This window comes from Pseudomonas edaphica (assembly GCF_965277385.1).
In the GTDB taxonomy this organism is placed as follows: domain Bacteria; phylum Pseudomonadota; class Gammaproteobacteria; order Pseudomonadales; family Pseudomonadaceae; genus Aquipseudomonas; species Aquipseudomonas edaphica.
On record NZ_OZ255725.1, the window covers coordinates 16781 to 34388 of the forward strand.

Here is a 17608-nt window from a genome sequence, read left to right on the forward strand (position 1 = left end):
GTCTTACCGCTGTTGCTGGAAACGGGCGAACGCTTCGGCGTCGGGATAGGAGGTCTGTGTACCCAGCGCTGTGACCGAACAGGCGGAATACGCCACCGCTTGCTCCATGGCCTGGCGAATAGCGCCGTCGCGGCTCCAGTGCTGGATGAAACAACCGATAAACGCATCACCGGCGCCGGTAGTGTCGCGGGCCACCACCCGCTGGCCGGGCACCTGGAACTCGCCCTCCTCGCCCACGTACAGCGCGCCGTGCTCGCCGAGGGTGACGATCACGTGGCGAATGCCGCTGGTCACCAACGTACGCGCGGCGCTGCGGGCCGAGTCCGGCGAGTCCACGACGCGACCGGTGATCAACGCCAGTTCCGATTCGTTGGGAATCAGGAAATCCAGCTGCGCCAGGTGCTCGGCACTCAAGTCGGCCAGGGCCGGTGCCGGATTAAGCAGCACCGCAATGCCATGGCGACGGGCGAATTCGATGGCGTAGTAGACCGTGTCCAGGTTGATCTCCAGTTGCAGCACGATCAGCGTGCATTCACGCAGGTCGGCGGCCGCCGTCTCGATGTCCGCTGGCAACAAATGCGCATTGGCGCCTTTGACGATCAAAATGCTGTTATGGGAATCGGCGCGCACAAAAATCGGCGCCACGCCGCTGGAGACGCCCGGCACACGCTGCACGTAACGGGTGTCGATGCCAAAGCGCTGGAAGTTGGCCAGGGTGTTGTCGGCGAACATGTCGTCACCGACTTTACTCAGCATCAGCACCTGCGCGCCAAGCTTGGCTGCCGCCACCGCCTGGTTGGCGCCTTTGCCGCCACACCCCAGGGCAAAGCCCGGCGCTTCCAGGGTTTCGCCCTGGTCCGGCATGCGGTCGATGTAGGTAATCAAATCCACCATGTTGCTGCCGATGACTGCGATCTTGCCCATTGCTATCTCACCTTGTTGCGGCACGACCAGGCAGGTCGTAGCGCTCTTGTTTTGTTATTTAAATAACATTAAGTGTGATTATTCAATCTTTATTTTATGAAGATCAGTCAAGCCGCAGGAAAATGTAGCGTCTGTGTAAGCATCATCTTGTGTGCCCAGGTACAGCTCACTAAGCTGGCCGATCTTTTGCTGTGACCCGGAACCCCCATGTCTCGAAGTATTGCCCACCTCGCCTTGTTGCTCGGGTTGATCACCGCCATCGGCCCTTTCGCCATCGACAGCTATCTGCCTGCGCTGCCCACCCTGGGTGCCAGCCTGCAGGCGTCGCCGGCGGCCGTGCAGATGAGCCTGACGGTGTTCTTCATGATCATTGGCGTGTGCCAGTTGTTTTACGGGCCGATCAGCGATGTGTACGGTCGCAAGCCGCCGATTTACGCGGGTCTGGCGATTTTTGCGGTGGCCAGCGTCGGCTGTGCGCTGGCGCCGACGATTGAAGTGCTGATTGGTTTTCGTGCCCTGCAAGCCTTTGGCGCATGCGCCGGCATGGTGATCCCGCGGGCGGTGGTGCGTGACCTGTACACCGGCCACGAAGCCGCACGGTTGATGGCCCTGCTGATGCTGGTGATGAGTGTTTCGCCGATCCTCGCGCCCTTGGCCGGCAGCGTGGTGATTTCACTCTGGAGCTGGCGTGAAGTGTTCGTGGTGCTCGCGGTGGTTTCGCTGTTGTGCCTGGTGATGACCTTTGTGCAACTGCCCGAAACCCATCCTGCCGAACGCCGCCTGGGCAAGACCCTGGGCAGTGCGATCGGCAGCTACGGCGCCTTGCTGCGCGACCCGGTATTCACCGGCCTGTCGGTGGTGTGCGGGTTTGGCTTGGCGACGTTCTTTGTGTTTATCGGCAGCGCGCCGTTCGTGTACATCGAGTATTTCGGCCTGACGCCTACGCAATTCAGCCTGTGTTTTGCAGTAAACGCCGCGTCCTTCTTCGCCATGAGCCAACTGACCGCACGCCTGAGCGCGCGTTTTGGCCTGGCGCCGCTGATTCGCGGGTCGGTGATCGGCGTGGCGGTGGTTATGAGCGCGCTGGCCGTCACCACCTTGTGGAGTGACAACCTCGCCTTGATGATGGCACTGCTGTTTATCGGCTTCGGTTTTCTCGGCCTGTTATTGCCAGCCGCGGGGGTGTTGTCCATGGAGGATCACGGCGCAGTGGCAGGTTCTGCCTCGGCGCTGCTCGGTGCTATCCAGATGATCACGGCGGCCGTGTCCATGACGCTGGTTGGCGTGTTTGCCGACCATACGCCTGCCCCATGCTGGTCGGCATCGCGCTGTGTGCGGTGGCGGCGATGCTGGTGACCTTATGGACCCTGCGTCGTTTGCCGGCTCACCTGGCGCGTGATTGACGCCATTCGTCGGGGGCGTGGCCCATCCATTACAACTATCGCGGGCGGCAAAACACCTAACTCCATAGCACCTTTGACGTTCTATGGAGTTAGACATGACCGACTACCCTCGCCCACCCTTCGCGCCTCAAGCCCAGTCCGTACCGGGCACCCAGAAGAAAATGGACCCGTACCCCGACTGCGGCGAGAAGAGCTACAAAGGCTCCGGCCGGTTGGCCAACAAGATCGCCCTGATCACCGGCGCCGACAGCGGTATTGGCCGCGCGGTGGCGATCGCCTTTGCCCGTGAGGGCGCCGACGTAGCCATCGCGTACCTGGATGAGCATGAAGACGCCCAGGAAACCGCACGCTGGGTCGAAGAAGCGGGCCGTCAATGCCTGTTGTTGCCGGGCGATATCGCGCAAAAAACCAACTGCCAGGCGCTGGTGGACAAGACCGTCGAGCAGTTTGGCCGCATCGATGTGCTGGTCAACAACGCCGCGTTCCAGATGACCCACGAAACCCTCGAAGAGATCGAGGATGAAGAATGGGTCAAGACCTTCGATATCAACATCACCGCGATGTTTAGGATCTGCAAGGCGGCCCTGCCGCATATGAAAGCCGGCAGCTCGATCATCAACACCAGTTCGGTTAATTCCGATATGCCCAAGCCAACCCTGTTGGCCTACGCCGCCACCAAAGGCGCGATTGCCAACTTCACCGGTGGCCTGGCGCAGTTGCTGGGTGACAAGGGTATTCGCGTCAACAGTGTGGCACCAGGGCCGATCTGGACGCCGCTGATTGTAGCGACCATGCCCGACAAGGATGTGCAGAGCTTTGGCAGCGAAACACCGCTCGGGCGGCCAGGCCAGCCTGTAGAGGTGGCACCGATCTATGTGCTGCTGGCCTCGGACGAAGCCAGCTATATCTCCGGCTCGCGGTACGCGGTCACTGGCGGCAAACCGATTCTCTAAACCTCACATAGCCCTAATGTGGGAGCGGGCTTGCCCGCGATTGCGGTGTATCAGGCAGTCAATCTGTCACTGACACACCGCAATCGCGAGCAAGCTCGCTCCCACAGTTTTAATCAGTGTCTGACCTGGAAGCTACAGATCAAATCTGTCCACCGCCCGGCGCCGCTCATTGTCATCGCGCACGTCATAACTGGCGGTGGTCTGGATATTGGTGTGATGCGCCAGTTTCTGCGCAATCGACAGGTCGTGTTCTTCAATCACCCGCGTGATGAACGAGCGTCGGAAGTCATGGGGCATGATCTTCACGCCCACCTGCTCACCGCGTTGACGGGCGATGTAGTAAATCGCGTGCTTGGTGATGCGTTCACGGGTGATATGGCTGCCACGGCGAATACGATTAAACAGGAAGCTATCGTCCTGCTCGCCTTCCTTGAGCTGCTCGCGACGAAACGCCAGCCAGGCCTGCAACTTGTCAAACGCCCAGGTTGGAGCGTACTTGATCAGCTCTTTGTTACCTTTGCCAATCACACGCAAGCTGCGTTCATCGAAATTGACCTGCGCCAGGTCCAGGTTGACCGACTCCGACTTGCGCATGCCTGAACCATACAAAATGCCGATCACGGCGGCATCCCGCAGGCCTTGAGGGCGTGGGTCGGCGGCACAGACTTCCATCATTTCGCGGATCAGGGTGCGGCGCAGGTTACGGCCCTGGCTGAGGCGTGTGCCCGGCGTGGCCTTGACCGAGCGCATCTTCAATAGGTGGTCCTGGCTGATCAGGCTCATTCGCCAGGCCTCGTTCATCACCCCGCGTACCGCATTCACATACAGCGACGAAGTGTTCGGCGCACAACCGTCCTCGCGCAAGGCGCCGACCAGGGCAATCACCTGTTCGGGTTGCAGCAGGTGCCAGTCGATCTCCTCCAGGTTGATGTCTTCATAGCCCAGGCGGTCGGCGGCATCTTGCAGCACGTAGCGCATGGTCAGTTGGCTGGAGGGCGCCAAGCGGGTGAGGTAAAGGGTCAGTGGGTTGCGGATAGACTCAGTCAAGGTAGATCAGCCTTTGGATTAAATACCTCGCTCAAGTCTTTGTTTAATCGAGGCATTTAGTGAATTGGCGAAGGCCGAGTCTAACCCAGGACCGGGCTTGGCACCAAATCACGGCACAACATCACGGCGCCGATTCGTCGTCCTCGGTCGGGTTTTCAGCCTGAGGTTGCGCCTGGGATTGGCTCCAGTCGGCATCCTGTTTGTGCATCAGTGCAAACCAGTGCTGACGCATGAACGCCAGGTAGCTGTCCGGCGCTTTGGCAAAGTCGCTTTCATCGCCATAACAGCCCGGCAGCGGCAACTCGGTGCCCTGCTCCTTGTACTGGCTGACCAGTGCCTGCTGTGCGGCAACGCTGCAGTCAGTAGGCAGCGGCATACCCCGCAGGGCACCGGCATCCTCGTCCCACCAGCTTGCGCCGACGCGATCGACACCGCGCAGGCGGTACTTCTGGGACTTGCCGACATGCATGATCAGCTTGAACTCACGCGGGCTGACATCGCTGGTGCAGGTGCGCGAGTAGCCCACCGTGGCCTGGGTAATGCCATCGCCGGCAAGATCAGTGACCTTGGTTGCCGCCCTGTCAAAACGCAGCCCTGCATCGAATTCGCAATGCTGCACATCGTCATAGAGCATCCAGACACGCTTGGGGCGGTCGCCGCCGAGCAAATACTGGGCCGCGTAGACAAATGCCGACTGGGTACCGTCGTCATCACGCTCGCTGACTTGCTCGGCGAGTACCAGCAAGTTCTTGCCTTGGTGGTCGTCCCAGGTATAGGCCGCGACCTGTTTGCCGCGCACTTCCACGCCGTCCGGCACCTGCTCGATGCTGGTAAGCGCCACGCCATCGTCGGCTCGAACGGTGGTGACACAGGCCACCACCATCAACAAGCCCATCAATGCAGGCCGCAACTGGCCGTGCAAAATCCGCACACTATTCATCCGAGTACCCTGGCAAGAGATGGCTTACTTTACCGGCACTTGAGGGCCATTGCAGAGAAGTTTGTTGAATTACCTTGCGCGCCTGCGCAGCAGTGCAGAATCCGTCGCGGTTTTGCCTGCAGAACCAATCCCCAGGCGCTTCAGCGGTTTAGCTGAACCCTACCTGTCTACCTGTCAAATAAACGAGTTTTTCATCCGCCTTTCATATTCGTTCAACAATTTTCCGCTTAATCTTGACCGCAGGACTTGAGAACGAACCGCGTCTTCCCCGACTAACCTGTTGATTACGCTTTACCTTTCATATATTTCGTCTTTACTCTGCTAGCCCATGGAAGAAACCGTTGCCCGTCCTCAGGAAAGTCGAACGAATGCCGCACACCCACGCTACATTTAATCGGCCGGCGTTGTTGCCGACTGATTACTGCTGTTTTCACGCTCCAATTGTTCTAGCCCCGAGGTCATGAATCTTTGAAACCCTACCCTATTCATTGCGTGTCGATCGTTATCCCGGTCTACAACGAACAAGAGAGCCTGCCTGAATTGCTGCGTCGCACGACTGCAGCTTGCAAGCAATTGGCTTACGAATACGAAATCATCCTGGTGGATGACGGTAGCCGCGACAACTCGGCCCAATTGCTGGAAGACGCTGCCGCAGAAGACGGCAGCAACGTGGTGGCGGTGATCCTCAACCGCAACTATGGCCAGCATGCCGCGATCATGGCCGGCTTCGAGCAGTGCCGTGGCGAGGTGGTCATCACCCTTGACGCCGACCTGCAGAACCCGCCCGAAGAAATCCCGCGGCTGGTCGAGCAAGCCGCCCTGGGCTACGACGTCGTCGCCACTGTGCGTAACAACCGTCAGGATTCGGCCTTCCGCCGCTGGCCTTCGCGCCTGATCAACCTGGCCGTGCAACGCTCCACCGGCGTGGCCATGACCGATTACGGCTGCATGTTGCGTGCTTACCGACGCACCATCGTCGACGCGATGCTGGCCTGCCGCGAGCGCAGCACCTTTATTCCGATTCTGGCCAACGGCTTTGCCCGGCACACCACCGAGATCCTGGTGCACCACGCCGAGCGTGAGCATGGCGAGTCCAAATACAGCGCCATGCGCCTGATCAGCCTGATGTTCGACCTGCTGACCTGCATGACCACCACCCCGCTGCGTCTGCTGAGCATCGTCGGCTTCAGCCTCGCCGCACTGGGCATGCTGTTTGCCTTTGCGCTGGTGTTCCTGCGCTTGGTCTTCGGCGCCGAATGGGCCGGTTCAGGCATGTTCGTGCTGTTCGCGGTGCTGTTTGTGTTCACCGGCGGCCAATTCATCGGCATGGGCCTCTTGGGTGAATACCTGGGTCGCATGTACAGTGACGTGCGTGCCCGTCCACGGTTCTTTATTGAAAAGGTGCTGCGTAACCAACCCGCAGAGCCGGCTCCGGTCGTCGTGGTCGACGGCCTTACAACTTCCCATTCTCCTACTTCTCCTTCCGATCAGGTTTCGTCATGAATTCAAAAGCTGTTGTCTTCGCTTACCACGATATTGGCTGTGCAGGTATTGAAGCCCTGCTGACCGCCGGCTACGACATTGCTGCCGTGTTCACCCATGCCGACGACCCCAAGGAAAACAATTTCTACGGCTCCGTCGCCCAACTCTGCGCACGCAACGGCATCCCGGTACATGCTCCGGAAGACGCCAACCACCCGCTGTGGATCGAGCGTATTGCCAAGCTGAACCCGGATTTCATCTTCTCGTTCTACTACCGCAACCTGCTGAGCGAAGCCCTGCTGGCCACTGCCAAAAAAGGCGCGTTCAACCTGCACGGTTCCTTGCTGCCTAAATACCGTGGCCGCGCTCCGGCCAACTGGGTGCTGGTCAACGGCGAAACCGAAACCGGCGTGACCCTGCACCGCATGGTCAAGCGTGCCGATGCCGGCGCGATCCTGGCCCAGCAAAAAGTCATTATCGACCGCACCGACACCGGCCTGACCCTGCACGCCAAACTGCGTGATGCGGCCACCAACCTGCTGCGTGATGCCCTGCCACAGCTGGCCCAAGGCAAATTGGCCGAAACGGCCCAGAACGAAAGCCAGGCCACCTACTTCGGTCGCCGCACTGCCGCTGACGGAAAGCTGGACTGGAAAAAACCGGCTGAAAAGCTGTTCAACCTGGTTCGTGCAGTGACCCAACCGTACCCAGGCGCATTCTGCGCTGTCGGCGAGCACAAACTCATCGTTTGGCAAGCTGAAGTGGTCAAGGGCAACGAAGGCCTGGCGCCAGGCCGTGTGATCAGCGTCAACCCGCTGCGCATCGCCTGCGGTGAAGATTCCCTGGTGGTCAAGTTCGGCCAGCGCAACGAAAACGGCCTGTACCTGGCCGGCCCTTCCCTGGCTGACGAACTGGGCCTGGTCGACGGTTCCGTGCTGCGCGGCGCCGAGTCCGGCCGCAAGCCACGTCGCACTCGTGTACTGATCCTGGGTGTGAACGGCTTTATCGGTAACCACCTGTCCGAGCGCCTGCTGCGTGACGACCGTTATGAAATCTACGGCCTGGACATCGGTTCCGACGCCATTGAGCGCCTGCGCAGCCACCCGAACTTCCACTACGTGGAAGGCGACATCAGCATCCACTCCGAGTGGATCGAGTACCACATCAAAAAGTGCGACGTGGTCCTGCCGCTGGTGGCCATCGCTACGCCAATCGAATACACCCGTAACCCGCTGCGCGTATTCGAACTCGACTTCGAAGAGAACCTGAAACTGGTTCGCTACTGCGTCAAGTACAACAAGCGCGTGATCTTCCCGTCGACCTCCGAAGTCTATGGCATGTGCCAGGACCAGTACTTCGACGAAGACACCTCCAATCTGGTGGTTGGCCCGGTCAACAAGCAGCGCTGGATCTACTCGGTCTCCAAGCAACTGCTGGACCGCGTGATCTGGGCTTACGGCGACAAGGGCCTGAACTTCACCCTGTTCCGCCCATTCAACTGGATGGGCCCGCGCCTTGACCGTCTGGACTCGGCGCGTATCGGCAGCTCCCGTGCCATCACCCAGCTGATCCTGAACCTGGTGGAAGGTACCCCGATCCGCCTGTTCGACGGTGGTGAGCAGAAGCGTTGCTTCACTGACATCGCCGACGGCATCGAAGCACTGGCACGCATCATTGATAACGACAACGATATCTGCAACGGTCAGATCATCAACATCGGCAACCCGGAAAACGAAGCCAGCATCCGTCAGCTGGGCGAAGAACTGCTGCGTCAGTTCGAAGCTCACCCGCTGCGCAGCAACTTCCCTCCGTTCGCCGGTTTCCGCGACGTAGAAAGCAAGGCGTTCTACGGTACCGGTTACCAGGACGTGGCGCACCGCAAGCCAAGCATCGAAAACGCCAAGCGCCTGTTGAACTGGGAGCCAACCGTTGAGATGAGCGAAACCATCGGCAACACGTTGGACTTCTTCCTCAAAGAAGCCATGCTCGAAATCGCGGACAAGAAGTAATGCAGGCAGGCTTGCGAATCGACGTCGACACCTACCGTGGCACCCGTGAGGGCGTGCCGCGGTTGCTCGAATCCCTGGATGAAGCCGGGGTAAAAGCGACGTTCTTCTTCAGCGTTGGGCCGGACAACATGGGGCGCCACTTGTGGCGCCTTATCCGCCCGCAATTTCTGTGGAAGATGCTGCGTTCCAATGCTGCCGGCCTGTATGGCTGGGACATCTTGCTGGCCGGCACCGCCTGGCCAGGCAAGCCGATCGGCCGTGACCTGGGGCACTTGATGCGCCAGGCCAAGGCCGCCGGCCATGAAGTCGGCCTGCACGCATGGGACCATCACGGTTGGCAAGCCAACACCGGGCGCTGGAGCGACGCACAGCTGGTCGAGCAGATCCGTCGTGGCGTGGACACCCTGAGCGACATCCTGGGTGAACGCATCGACTGTTCCGCAGCCGCCGGCTGGCGCGCCGATGAGCGCGTGGTGCAAGCCAAGCAAGGTTTCAACTTTCGCTACAACAGTGATTGCCGGGGCACCAGCCTGTTTCGACCAACCCTGGCCGATGGCAGTGCGGGCACCCCACAAATTCCGGTAGACCTGCCGACCTTCGACGAAGTCGTCGGGCCGGTGGTGGCTGCCAAAGATTTCAACGGCTTCATTCTTGACCGGTTCGCCGAGTCGAAGCTGAACGTCTATACGATCCACGCAGAAGTAGAAGGGATTCTGATGGCTGAAGATTTTCGCCAACTGCTCGCCCAGGCCGGGCAGCGCGGCATTGACTTCAAACCCTTGGGCGACCTGTTGCCCGCGGATGTGACCACCCTGCCCCAGCAACAGCTGGTACGCGGCGCGCTCAGCGGCCGCGAGGGTTGGCTCGGAGTACAGCAGGCATGATCCGGCGCTGGGCATTGCCCCTGCTCCTGTTGGCGTTTGCTGTGTTCTACCTGTTGCCACTGGCCAGCCATGGCCTGTGGATCCCGGATGAAACCCGTTACGCGCAGATCAGCCAGGAAATGCTGCTGACCGGCAAATGGGCCTCGCCGCACTTCATGGGTATCCGTTACTTCGAAAAACCCGCTGCCGGCTACTGGATGATCGCGCTGGGCCAGGCGATTTTCGGGCAGAACCTGTTCGGCGTGCGCTTTGCGTCGGCCTTGAGCACCGGGCTGAGCATCCTGCTGGTCTATCTGGTCTCGCGCCGGCTGTGGAACAACCCGCAAAAAAGCCTGGTCAGCAGCGTGCTGTACATGAGCTTTGTCAGCGTGGCGCTGCTTGGTGGTTACGCCAACCTGGACCCGCAGTTCACCTTCTGGGTCAACCTCACCGGCGTTGCGCTGTGGTTCTGCTTCGACAGCACCACGCGCAACGGCCGCTTGGGGTCTTGGGCCTTGCTCGGCTTTGCCTGCGGCATGGGCTTCATGACCAAAGGGTTTCTTGCCTGGCTGCTGCCAGTGTTGATCGCCCTGCCCTACGCTATCTGGCAGAAACGCTTTCGTGAGTTGCTTGGCTATGGTGTAGTCGCTGTGGCCGTCGCAATTATCGTCAGCCTGCCGTGGGCACTGGCCGTGCACCTGCAAGAGCCGGACTACTGGAACTTCTTCTTCTGGCATGAGCACATCCAACGCTTTGCCGGCGATGACGCCCAGCATGCCGAGCCGTTCTGGTTCTACCTGCCGCTGATGGTTGCGTTCTCGTTGCCATGGATCGCCCTGCTGCCGTCCACGGTCAAACAGGCCTGGCTGGAAAAGCGCCTGCCCAAGACCGCGTTCCTGCTGCTGTGGCTGTTGATGCCCCTGGCGTTCTTCAGTTTGGCCAAAGGCAAGCTGCCGTCCTACGTCATGCCGTGCCTGCTGCCCTTGGCCCTGCTGATGGGGTCGACGCTCAGCGACAAGTTGGCCAAGGGCCATGGCCGCGCCTTGCACATCAACGGCTGGTTGAACCTGGCTATCGGTATCGTGGCGTTGCTGGCCATCAGTTGGTTCCAATTGAAAAAACCGGTGTATGAGCCGGGTCAGGAGACTTTCAGCCTGGTGCTGGTGTTTACGTTCCTGTTCGGCTGGATCGTGGTCAACCTGCTGCAAGCTGCACGCCCATTGAAGCTATGGGCTGCGCCGGCCATCGGCAGTTGGTTGCTGGTGGCCCTGGTGCCGGCTGCCCTTCCGCATTCGGTGGTTTATAACAAGACCCCGGACCAGTTCATCATCGACCATTTGCCCGAACTGCAACCCACCGCGGCACTGCTCAGCAATGACCTTGGCGCTGCCTCGGCGCTGTCGTGGCGCCTGGGCCGCCCGGACGTTGCGCTGTACAACACGGTCGGCGAAGTGAAGTACGGCATTGCCTATCCAGACACTGCCTATCGCAAGATCGGCACCGCCGACGTCCAGCAATGGATGAGCGAGGCGCGTAAAAAAGGCTCGGTTGGCGTCGTCATGCGGGTCAAGGGCGACGATGAAGTGGCCGAAGTGAACCTGCTGCCCCAAGACGGCAAGCGCTATGAGCAAGGCAATATCGTCATCCTGATCTTCCCACAGGCTGCGCAATGATCACCTTGCTTCTCCTGTTGAGCGCCTGTCTGCTCACCTGCATGGGCCAGGTTTCGCAAAAGTTTGCGGTAGAGAGCTGGCGTGACCAGCCCGACGGTTGGGGGCCGAAACTGCGCTCGCCGTGGCTGTGGTCGGCGCTGGTGTGCCTGGGCCTTGGCCTGCTGGTATGGCTGCTGGTGTTGCAGCGCCTGGAAGTGGGCATCGCCTACCCCATGCTCAGCCTCAATTTTGTGCTGGTGACACTGATGGCGCGGTTTGTCTTCCATGAGCAGATCGATGGCCGTCATTGGCTGGGTGTCGCGCTGGTGATTGGCGGCGTTGTGCTGCTAGGGCGTCACGTATGAGCCGCACACAAGGGTTTGCCCTGGCCTTGGGCAGTGTTGGCCTGGTCAGTGCTGCTCAATTGGGCATGCGCTGGAGCATGACGCGCCTGCCGTTGCCCACTGAGTGGCTCAATGCGTTTAACAGTCAATCGATTGATCTTGGCGCCCTGGGCGTGGTGATCCTGGCGATCATCGCCTATGCGCTGTCGATGCTGTGCTGGCTCGGCGCGCTCAAGCACTTGCCCCTGGGCCGCGCCTATTCGCTGCTAAGCATCAGCTACGCGCTGGTGTACCTGCTGGCGGCCAGCCTGCCGGTGTTCAACGAACATTTTTCGCTTTCAAAAACCCTGGGGGTGGCCTTGGTCATTCTCGGTGTTCTGGTTATTAACTCTCGTCGTGCTAGCGTTGCAAGCCCCAGGAATGCCCCATGAAAATCAGTGTATTTGGTAGCGGTTACGTCGGTCTGGTACAGGCCACCGTATTGGCCGAAGTCGGTCACGATGTGATCTGCATGGACGTGGACAAGAGCAAAGTCGAGTCGCTGCAAAAAGGCCACGTGACCATCTTCGAGCCGGGCCTGGCTGCGATGGTCAAGGAAAACCTGGAAAGCGGGCGCCTGCACTTTACCTATGATGAAAAACTCGCCGTAGAACACGGTGAGGTGCTGTTTATCGCCGTGGGCACGCCGTCGGACGAAGACGGCTCGGCCGACCTCAAGTACGTGCTTTCGGTGGGCGATGCCGTATCCCGCCATCGCGTGGAACCGGTGATCCTGGTGGAAAAATCCACCGTGCCGGTCGGTACGGGCGACACGCTGCGGGCCCATATCGAAAAAAACCTGCACATTGCCGGTCGCCACCTGGAGTTCGATATCGTCTCCAACCCCGAATTCCTCAAGGAAGGCTCGGCCGTTGCCGACTGCCGCCGCCCGGACCGCATCATCATCGGCTGTGAACGCGAAGAAGTGCGCGAAGTGATGCGTGATTTGTACGCGCCGTTCAACCGCAACCATGACCGCATCATCTTCATGGACCTGCGCAGCGCCGAACTGACCAAGTACGCCGCCAACTGCATGCTGGCCACCAAGATCAGCTTCATCAACCAGATCGCCGAGTTGGCCGAACACTTGGGCGCCGACATCGAAGCCGTGCGTTTGGGCATTGGCGCCGACTCACGCATCGGCTACCACTTCATCTACCCGGGCTGCGGCTACGGCGGTTCGTGCTTCCCCAAAGACATGCGCGCCCTGATCCACAGCGCCAAGGAAGCCAACTGCTCCAGCGACCTGCTCGAAGCGGTCGAAGCGATCAACCAGCGCCAGAAGAGCAAGCTGTTCGAGCGTATCAATGCGTATTTCAAAGGCGAACTGCAAGGCAAGACCTTCGCCTTGTGGGGCCTGGCCTTCAAGCCCAACACCGATGACATGCGCGATGCCCCAAGCCGCGTGCTGATGGAAGCCCTGTGGGCGGCCGGCGCCAATGTCCGTGCGTTCGACCCCGAAGCCATGCAGGAAACCCAGCGCATCTACGGTGACGAGTCGCGTCTGACCCTGCTGGGCACGCCGGAATCGGCCTTGAGCGGCGCCGATGCGTTGATCGTGTGCACCGAGTGGCAGCAATTCAAGGCGCCGGATTTCGAACTGATCCACGCCCGCCTGAAAAACCCGGTGATCTTCGACGGTCGCAACCTGTACGACGGCGAGCGCCTGGCGCGCAAGGGCTTCAAATATTTCCCGATGGGCCGTGGCGACTCCTGCGAGCTGCCGATTCCACAGCAAAACTGGGTAGCGCCAGCCAAGGAAGACTAAAGACGTGAACAAAGCTCAATCGCCGCTGCTTACAGCAACGATCCGCAATCAGTCGCTGGGGCTCGGGCTCCTGGCGCTGGTGCTGTTTATTGTCGGCAACTGGCACCAGGCAATCATCGGCTTTGACTCGCGTTTCGTGGTGTTTGCCCAGGAAATGCTGCGCCATGGACCGAGTTTTTTCCCCACCACCTATGGCCAGCCTTACGCGGACTACCTGGCGACCTCGACCCTGCTGACCTGGCTGTTGTCCCTGCCGTTTGGCGAGGTCAGCAGCCTCACCGCGTGGTTGCCCACCTCCATCGCCTCGGCGGTGATCGTGGTGCTGGCGTATCGCCTTACGGCGCCCTACTCCACGCGCTGGGGCTTGCTCAGCATCGCGATGCTGCTGCTCAGCAGCACCTTCATCAGCGAAACCCGCGCGGTGTCGCTGGACCAGATGCTCGCGGCCATCGCCTTGACCGTGTTCTATCTGGGCTATGCCCATGACCACTTCGGGGCAGCCAAACGCTTGCATTGGCTGTTTTTGCTGCTGATCCTGGGCTTTGCGGTGCGTGGGCCAATCGGCCTGGTGATCCCCACTGGCGTGCTGTGCAGCTATTACCTGATCAACCGCCAATGGCGCCAACTGTTCACCTTCGGCTTTATCGCCCTGGCAGTGCTGGCGGCGTGTGTCGGCCTGTTGTTGCTGCTGGCCAAGCTCAGTGGTGGCGAGGACTTCATGCAGGACGTGATCCGCATGCAGTTCCTGGGGCGCATGGACGGCACCGAAGGTTCCAGCGGCGTGCTGTATTACTTCACCAGCTCCATGGGCAACTATGCGCTGGCCTATCCACTGGCGTTGCTGGTGCTGCTGGCAGTCGCCAGCGGCGGTCGTCGGTCACCCGACCCGGCACTGAAACTGGTGCTGTATTGCGCGGCGGCAGGTTTGCTGGTGATGCTCGGCCTGTCGGTCCCTCAGGCCAAGAAGGCACGTTACATCCTGCCAATGCTGCCCATGGCGGCGATCATTGCGGCCTACCCGTTCCAGGTCACCCAGGGGCGGCTGTTCGCCTGGCTGCGCGGCTTGATGCTGGGCATCTGGACGCTGCTGCCGGCGCTGCTGGTGATCGGGCTGGTGGTGGCGCGCAAGCGTTACCCGGCACAGCTGGACAACCTGGGCTTGGTCCTCGGCGTGCTTGGCGTGCTGCAAATAGTGTCGCTGTTGTCACTGCTCAAGGCGCGTCTACGCCCGCTGGGGTCGGCACTCGCGGCGGTGCTGGCGCTGTGGTCGACCTACATTGTGGTGGTCGAGCCATTGGAGCGTACGCTTTACGACACCCGCACATTCAGCCTTGGCGTCAAAGAACAGATCATGCAGCAACCGGCCCCCGTGGTGCTGCATGGCTTGGGCAAAGATGCAAAAGCCATCAAGTTCATGGTCAACTTCAACTGCGATAAGGTGCCGCTGTTTACCCAGTCGGCTGCAGACCTGGCGCCACTGCAAGGTCCGGCATGGCTGGTAATGAGCACGAAAGACTTCGAAAATCTGCAGGATCCGCGCTTGCGTTCGATCACACCGACACTCACCGGGGAGTTCGACAAAGACCCGTATGTGTTGCTCCATCTAGAGAAAGTCAGCGCGCCGTAATTACGCTGACAGTGGTCTGACGGAAACAGCGCCCACTCCTTCAAGAGTGGGCGTTTTTCGTTATGACTGCCCGGAAAGCCCCTACATGGCTATGCGTAAACGCTGGCGCACTTTGCCTTTCGATGCCCGGAACCCAAATGTAGACTCCTTTGTCATGTGCGTTAACTATCTACTACCGGGCGCCGTCAGCCTTCCACGCACACAGACCTGCTTGATCAAAAGGGCAATGCCGTGCCAGAAGACCTGTTGCTTATCCCTGCGCCGAGGCTGGATCGATTGATGGCATTGCGCGATGCCTTGGTGGCATTGAAGGGGCCTTTGGCCGACGACCCTGCCTTGCGAGAGAACCTGCAAAGGCAGCTGTTCAACGAAGAGGCTGATAGCCGCGTACTCGGACGCATCAGCACGCCGCTGCCGCAACCGACGCATCGGATCACCTATGACGAGGGTCACTAACTGCATTATTTTTGCATTTAACCCTCATTAATATGCATTGGCGCCATGGCATCAAGCTCGGCACACTGCACAGGTTCCTCCCCCAAATGTTGGAACGTTCAAAGGGCTTATCCGGGCAACCAGGCGAGCCTTTTTTTTCGTCTGCTGCTTTATGGATCGTGTCGATGCTCGCTCGCTGGTTACCCGCTGCAATCAATACCCGCCCCGTCGAATGGAGCCGCGCCGCCATTGGCATGGCCTTGGGCACGCTATTGAGTATCTGGGTGTGTGCCCAGGTATTCGGTATGGAAGTCGCCTTGCACCTGCTCGGCCCTCTGGGGGCATCCGCGGTTTTGCTGTTTGCCGTGTCCTCCGGTGCGTTGGCACAGCCCTGGTCGATTATCGGCAGCTACTTGTGCGCTGCCGTTGTGGCTCTGCTGGTGGCGCGGGTGCTTGGCCGCACGCTGGGCAGCGCATGCCTGGCTGCGGGCATGACCGTCGTGTTGATTTGCTGGCTGCGCTGCCTGCACCCGCCCGCCGGTGGCTTGGCCATGACGCTGGTGCTCGCCGATCCGGCCTCTATTGCTCTGGGTTGGCAGGAAGTGGGGCCGGTGATGCTCGGGGCTGGCGCGCTGCTGGCCGGTGCGCTGGCCTATAACAACGTGACACGCACGCGTTACCCCAAAGGCGCGATCGAATCGCCCGCCGTGGTCCTGGGCAGCACAGCGCCGGTGACAGATGCCGCCATCACGGCAGCCGATCTGAAACTGGCCCTGGCCGAGATGGAACGGTTCTTTGATGTGGAGCCGACGGAGTTGGAGCAACTGATTCATGCGGCTGAAGGGCATGCCCGGCGCCGCAGCATCGGTGAAGTGCTGGGTGGCCGCAGCGCTGCATAAATGCAAAAACGACCTGCATGATTCCGGGTTGTACTGGGCAAATTTGCACTGGTACGATCGCGAGATAGTTCGTGCGCGAACATCTTGATAAAGAACAATAAAAGCAGGGAGTTAGTGATGACTGCTCAGGTTTCATCCGAAGCAAGCCACACCAGGATTCTTCAGGGCGAGGTGCTGGCCGAAGTCCGTAACCATATTGGCCACCTCACCCTCAACCGCCCCGCTGGCTTGAATGCCATCACTCTGGAGATGGTCCGCAGCCTGACCACACAACTGCTGGCTTGGGAGAGCGATCCGCAGGTGTATGCCGTGGTCCTGCGCGGTGCCGGTGAAAAAGCGTTCTGCGCCGGTGGCGACATTCGCTCTCTCTACGACAGCTTCAAGCAGGGCGACAGCCTGCACCAGGACTTCTTCGTCGAGGAATACGCCCTCGACCTGGCAATTCACCATTACCACAAGCCCGTGCTGGCCCTGATGGACGGCTTTGTCCTCGGCGGTGGCATGGGCCTGGTGCAAGGCGCCGACTTGCGTGTGGTGACCGAGCGCAGCCGCCTGGCGATGCCGGAAGTGGCCATTGGTTATTTCCCGGACGTAGGTGGCAGCTATTTCCTCTCGCGCATCCCTGGCGAGCTGGGGGTTTACCTGGGTGTCACCGGCGTGCAGATTCGCGCCGCCGATGCGCTGTACTGCGGGCTGGCGGACTGGTGTATCGACAGCGCGAAACTCGCCGAACTCGATCAGAAGCTCGACCACCTGCAATGGCAGGATTCGCCGCTCAAGGACCTTCAGGGCGTATTGGCAAGACTCGCGGTACAACAATTGCCCGACGCCCCGCTGGCCGCGCTGCGCCCGGCGATCGACCACTTCTTTGCGTTGCCGGATGTGCCGAGCATGGTCGAGCAACTGCAGCAAGTCACCGTCGCCGACAGCCACGAATGGGCGCTCAGCACCGCCAGCCTGATGCAGACCCGCTCGCCGCTGGCAATGGCCGTGACCCTGCAGATGCTGCGCCGTGGCCGGCGCTTGTCGCTGGAGCAGTGCTTCGCATTGGAATTGCACCTGGATCGCCAGTGGTTCGAACGCGGCGACCTGATCGAAGGCGTTCGCGCGTTGATTATCGACAAGGATAAAACCCCGCACTGGAACCCCGCGACGATCCATGAGTTGGACGCCAGCCATGTCGAGAGCTTCTTCAGTGACTTCAAGCAGAGTGGGAAATAAGC

Annotated in this window: 15 protein-coding genes and 1 pseudogene; 13 read left to right on the forward strand and 3 right to left on the reverse strand. The window is 60.3% G+C overall.

The annotated features are described in order from the left end of the window. Nucleotides 1-3 precede the first annotated feature (3 nt). Nucleotides 4-924, reverse strand: a complete 921-nt coding sequence (rbsK, locus tag ACQY47_RS00120) for a ribokinase (protein WP_428554455.1) — start codon at nt 922-924, stop codon at nt 4-6. 207 nt (nt 925-1131) lie between these two features. Here rbsK and ACQY47_RS00125 point away from each other — a divergent pair. Next, nucleotides 1132-2327, forward strand: a pseudogene (locus ACQY47_RS00125) (multidrug effflux MFS transporter). 95 nt (nt 2328-2422) lie between these two features. Continuing rightward, nucleotides 2423-3280 carry an SDR family oxidoreductase gene (locus tag ACQY47_RS00130; protein ID WP_017135712.1) on the forward strand — a complete coding sequence of 286 codons (858 nt, stop codon included), beginning with the start codon at nt 2423-2425 and terminating at the stop codon, nt 3278-3280. Between the two features lie 132 nt (nt 3281-3412). Here ACQY47_RS00130 and ACQY47_RS00135 read toward each other — a convergent pair whose 3' ends face one another. Both ACQY47_RS00135 and ACQY47_RS00140 read right to left on the reverse strand, forming a co-directional pair. Continuing rightward, nucleotides 3413-4327 (reverse strand): site-specific integrase, encoded by a 915-nt coding sequence (locus tag ACQY47_RS00135; protein WP_428554459.1) that lies wholly within the window; start codon nt 4325-4327, stop codon nt 3413-3415. A 121-nt stretch (nt 4328-4448) separates the two neighbouring features. After that, complete coding sequence (locus ACQY47_RS00140) at nt 4449-5267, reverse strand: M949_RS01915 family surface polysaccharide biosynthesis protein (protein ID WP_186616878.1); 819 nt, start codon at nt 5265-5267, stop codon at nt 4449-4451. A gap of 468 nt (nt 5268-5735) precedes the next feature. On the opposite strand from ACQY47_RS00140, the gene arnC reads away from it, so the two are divergent. From arnC to ACQY47_RS00195, 11 genes are all read left to right on the forward strand, one after another. Further along, nucleotides 5736-6770, forward strand: a complete 1035-nt coding sequence (gene arnC, locus ACQY47_RS00145) for an undecaprenyl-phosphate 4-deoxy-4-formamido-L-arabinose transferase (RefSeq protein WP_099549751.1) — start codon at nt 5736-5738, stop codon at nt 6768-6770. Continuing rightward, the gene (arnA, locus tag ACQY47_RS00150; protein ID WP_428554463.1) at nt 6767-8758 is read left to right on the forward strand and encodes a bifunctional UDP-4-amino-4-deoxy-L-arabinose formyltransferase/UDP-glucuronic acid oxidase ArnA; all 1992 of its coding nucleotides are present in this window, start codon (nt 6767-6769) and stop codon (nt 8756-8758) included. The genes arnC and arnA overlap by 4 nt, the downstream gene beginning before the upstream one ends. Continuing rightward, entirely contained in the window at nt 8758-9642 is an 885-nt protein-coding gene (gene arnD, locus ACQY47_RS00155; protein ID WP_099549750.1) for a 4-deoxy-4-formamido-L-arabinose-phosphoundecaprenol deformylase, read from the forward strand. The genes arnA and arnD overlap by 1 nt, the downstream gene beginning before the upstream one ends. Continuing rightward, the gene (arnT, locus tag ACQY47_RS00160; protein WP_428554466.1) at nt 9639-11294 is read left to right on the forward strand and encodes a lipid IV(A) 4-amino-4-deoxy-L-arabinosyltransferase; all 1656 of its coding nucleotides are present in this window, start codon (nt 9639-9641) and stop codon (nt 11292-11294) included. Before arnD ends, arnT begins: the two co-directional genes overlap by 4 nt. Next, complete coding sequence (arnE, locus tag ACQY47_RS00165) at nt 11291-11638, forward strand: 4-amino-4-deoxy-L-arabinose-phosphoundecaprenol flippase subunit ArnE (protein ID WP_428554469.1); 348 nt, start codon at nt 11291-11293, stop codon at nt 11636-11638. Before arnT ends, arnE begins: the two co-directional genes overlap by 4 nt. After that, complete coding sequence (arnF, locus tag ACQY47_RS00170; RefSeq protein ID WP_017135718.1) at nt 11635-12048, forward strand: 4-amino-4-deoxy-L-arabinose-phosphoundecaprenol flippase subunit ArnF; 414 nt, start codon at nt 11635-11637, stop codon at nt 12046-12048. The genes arnE and arnF overlap by 4 nt, the downstream gene beginning before the upstream one ends. Then, nucleotides 12045-13424, forward strand: a complete 1380-nt coding sequence (locus ACQY47_RS00175; RefSeq protein WP_017135719.1) for a UDP-glucose dehydrogenase family protein — start codon at nt 12045-12047, stop codon at nt 13422-13424. The genes arnF and ACQY47_RS00175 overlap by 4 nt, the downstream gene beginning before the upstream one ends. Before the next feature lie 4 nt (nt 13425-13428). Beyond that, the gene (locus tag ACQY47_RS00180) at nt 13429-15051 is read left to right on the forward strand and encodes an ArnT family glycosyltransferase (protein ID WP_395599806.1); all 1623 of its coding nucleotides are present in this window, start codon (nt 13429-13431) and stop codon (nt 15049-15051) included. A gap of 267 nt (nt 15052-15318) precedes the next feature. Next, nucleotides 15319-15507, forward strand: coding sequence for a type VI secretion system contractile sheath small subunit (locus tag ACQY47_RS00185; RefSeq protein ID WP_256349256.1), 189 nt, complete (start codon nt 15319-15321; stop codon nt 15505-15507). 164 nt (nt 15508-15671) lie between these two features. After that, nucleotides 15672-16385: an HPP family protein gene (locus ACQY47_RS00190; RefSeq protein ID WP_428554474.1), complete on the forward strand. Its 714-nt coding sequence runs from the start codon at nt 15672-15674 to the stop codon at nt 16383-16385. Nucleotides 16386-16502: 117 nt separating this feature from the next. After that, on the forward strand, nt 16503-17606 hold the full coding sequence (locus ACQY47_RS00195) for an enoyl-CoA hydratase/isomerase family protein (protein ID WP_428554477.1): 1104 nt from the start codon (nt 16503-16505) through the stop codon (nt 17604-17606). The last annotated feature ends 2 nt before the right edge of the window (nt 17607-17608 follow it).

Bases quoted from the DNA above. Each gene is read 5' to 3' on its own strand.
- rbsK (WP_428554455.1), bottom strand. From the start codon at position 924: ATGGGCAAGATCGCAGTCATCGGCAGCAACATGGTGGATTTGATTACC.
- ACQY47_RS00130 (WP_017135712.1), top strand. From the start codon at position 2,423: ATGACCGACTACCCTCGCCCACCCTTCGCGCCTCAAGCCCAGTCCGTA.
- ACQY47_RS00140 (WP_186616878.1), bottom strand. From the start codon at position 5,267: ATGAATAGTGTGCGGATTTTGCACGGCCAGTTGCGGCCTGCATTGATG.
- arnA (WP_428554463.1), top strand. From the start codon at position 6,767: ATGAATTCAAAAGCTGTTGTCTTCGCTTACCACGATATTGGCTGTGCA.
- arnD (WP_099549750.1), top strand. From the start codon at position 8,758: ATGCAGGCAGGCTTGCGAATCGACGTCGACACCTACCGTGGCACCCGT.
- arnT (WP_428554466.1), top strand. From the start codon at position 9,639: ATGATCCGGCGCTGGGCATTGCCCCTGCTCCTGTTGGCGTTTGCTGTG.
- arnE (WP_428554469.1), top strand. From the start codon at position 11,291: ATGATCACCTTGCTTCTCCTGTTGAGCGCCTGTCTGCTCACCTGCATG.
- arnF (WP_017135718.1), top strand. From the start codon at position 11,635: ATGAGCCGCACACAAGGGTTTGCCCTGGCCTTGGGCAGTGTTGGCCTG.
- ACQY47_RS00175 (WP_017135719.1), top strand. From the start codon at position 12,045: ATGAAAATCAGTGTATTTGGTAGCGGTTACGTCGGTCTGGTACAGGCC.
- ACQY47_RS00190 (WP_428554474.1), top strand. From the start codon at position 15,672: ATGCTCGCTCGCTGGTTACCCGCTGCAATCAATACCCGCCCCGTCGAA.
- ACQY47_RS00195 (WP_428554477.1), top strand. From the start codon at position 16,503: ATGACTGCTCAGGTTTCATCCGAAGCAAGCCACACCAGGATTCTTCAG.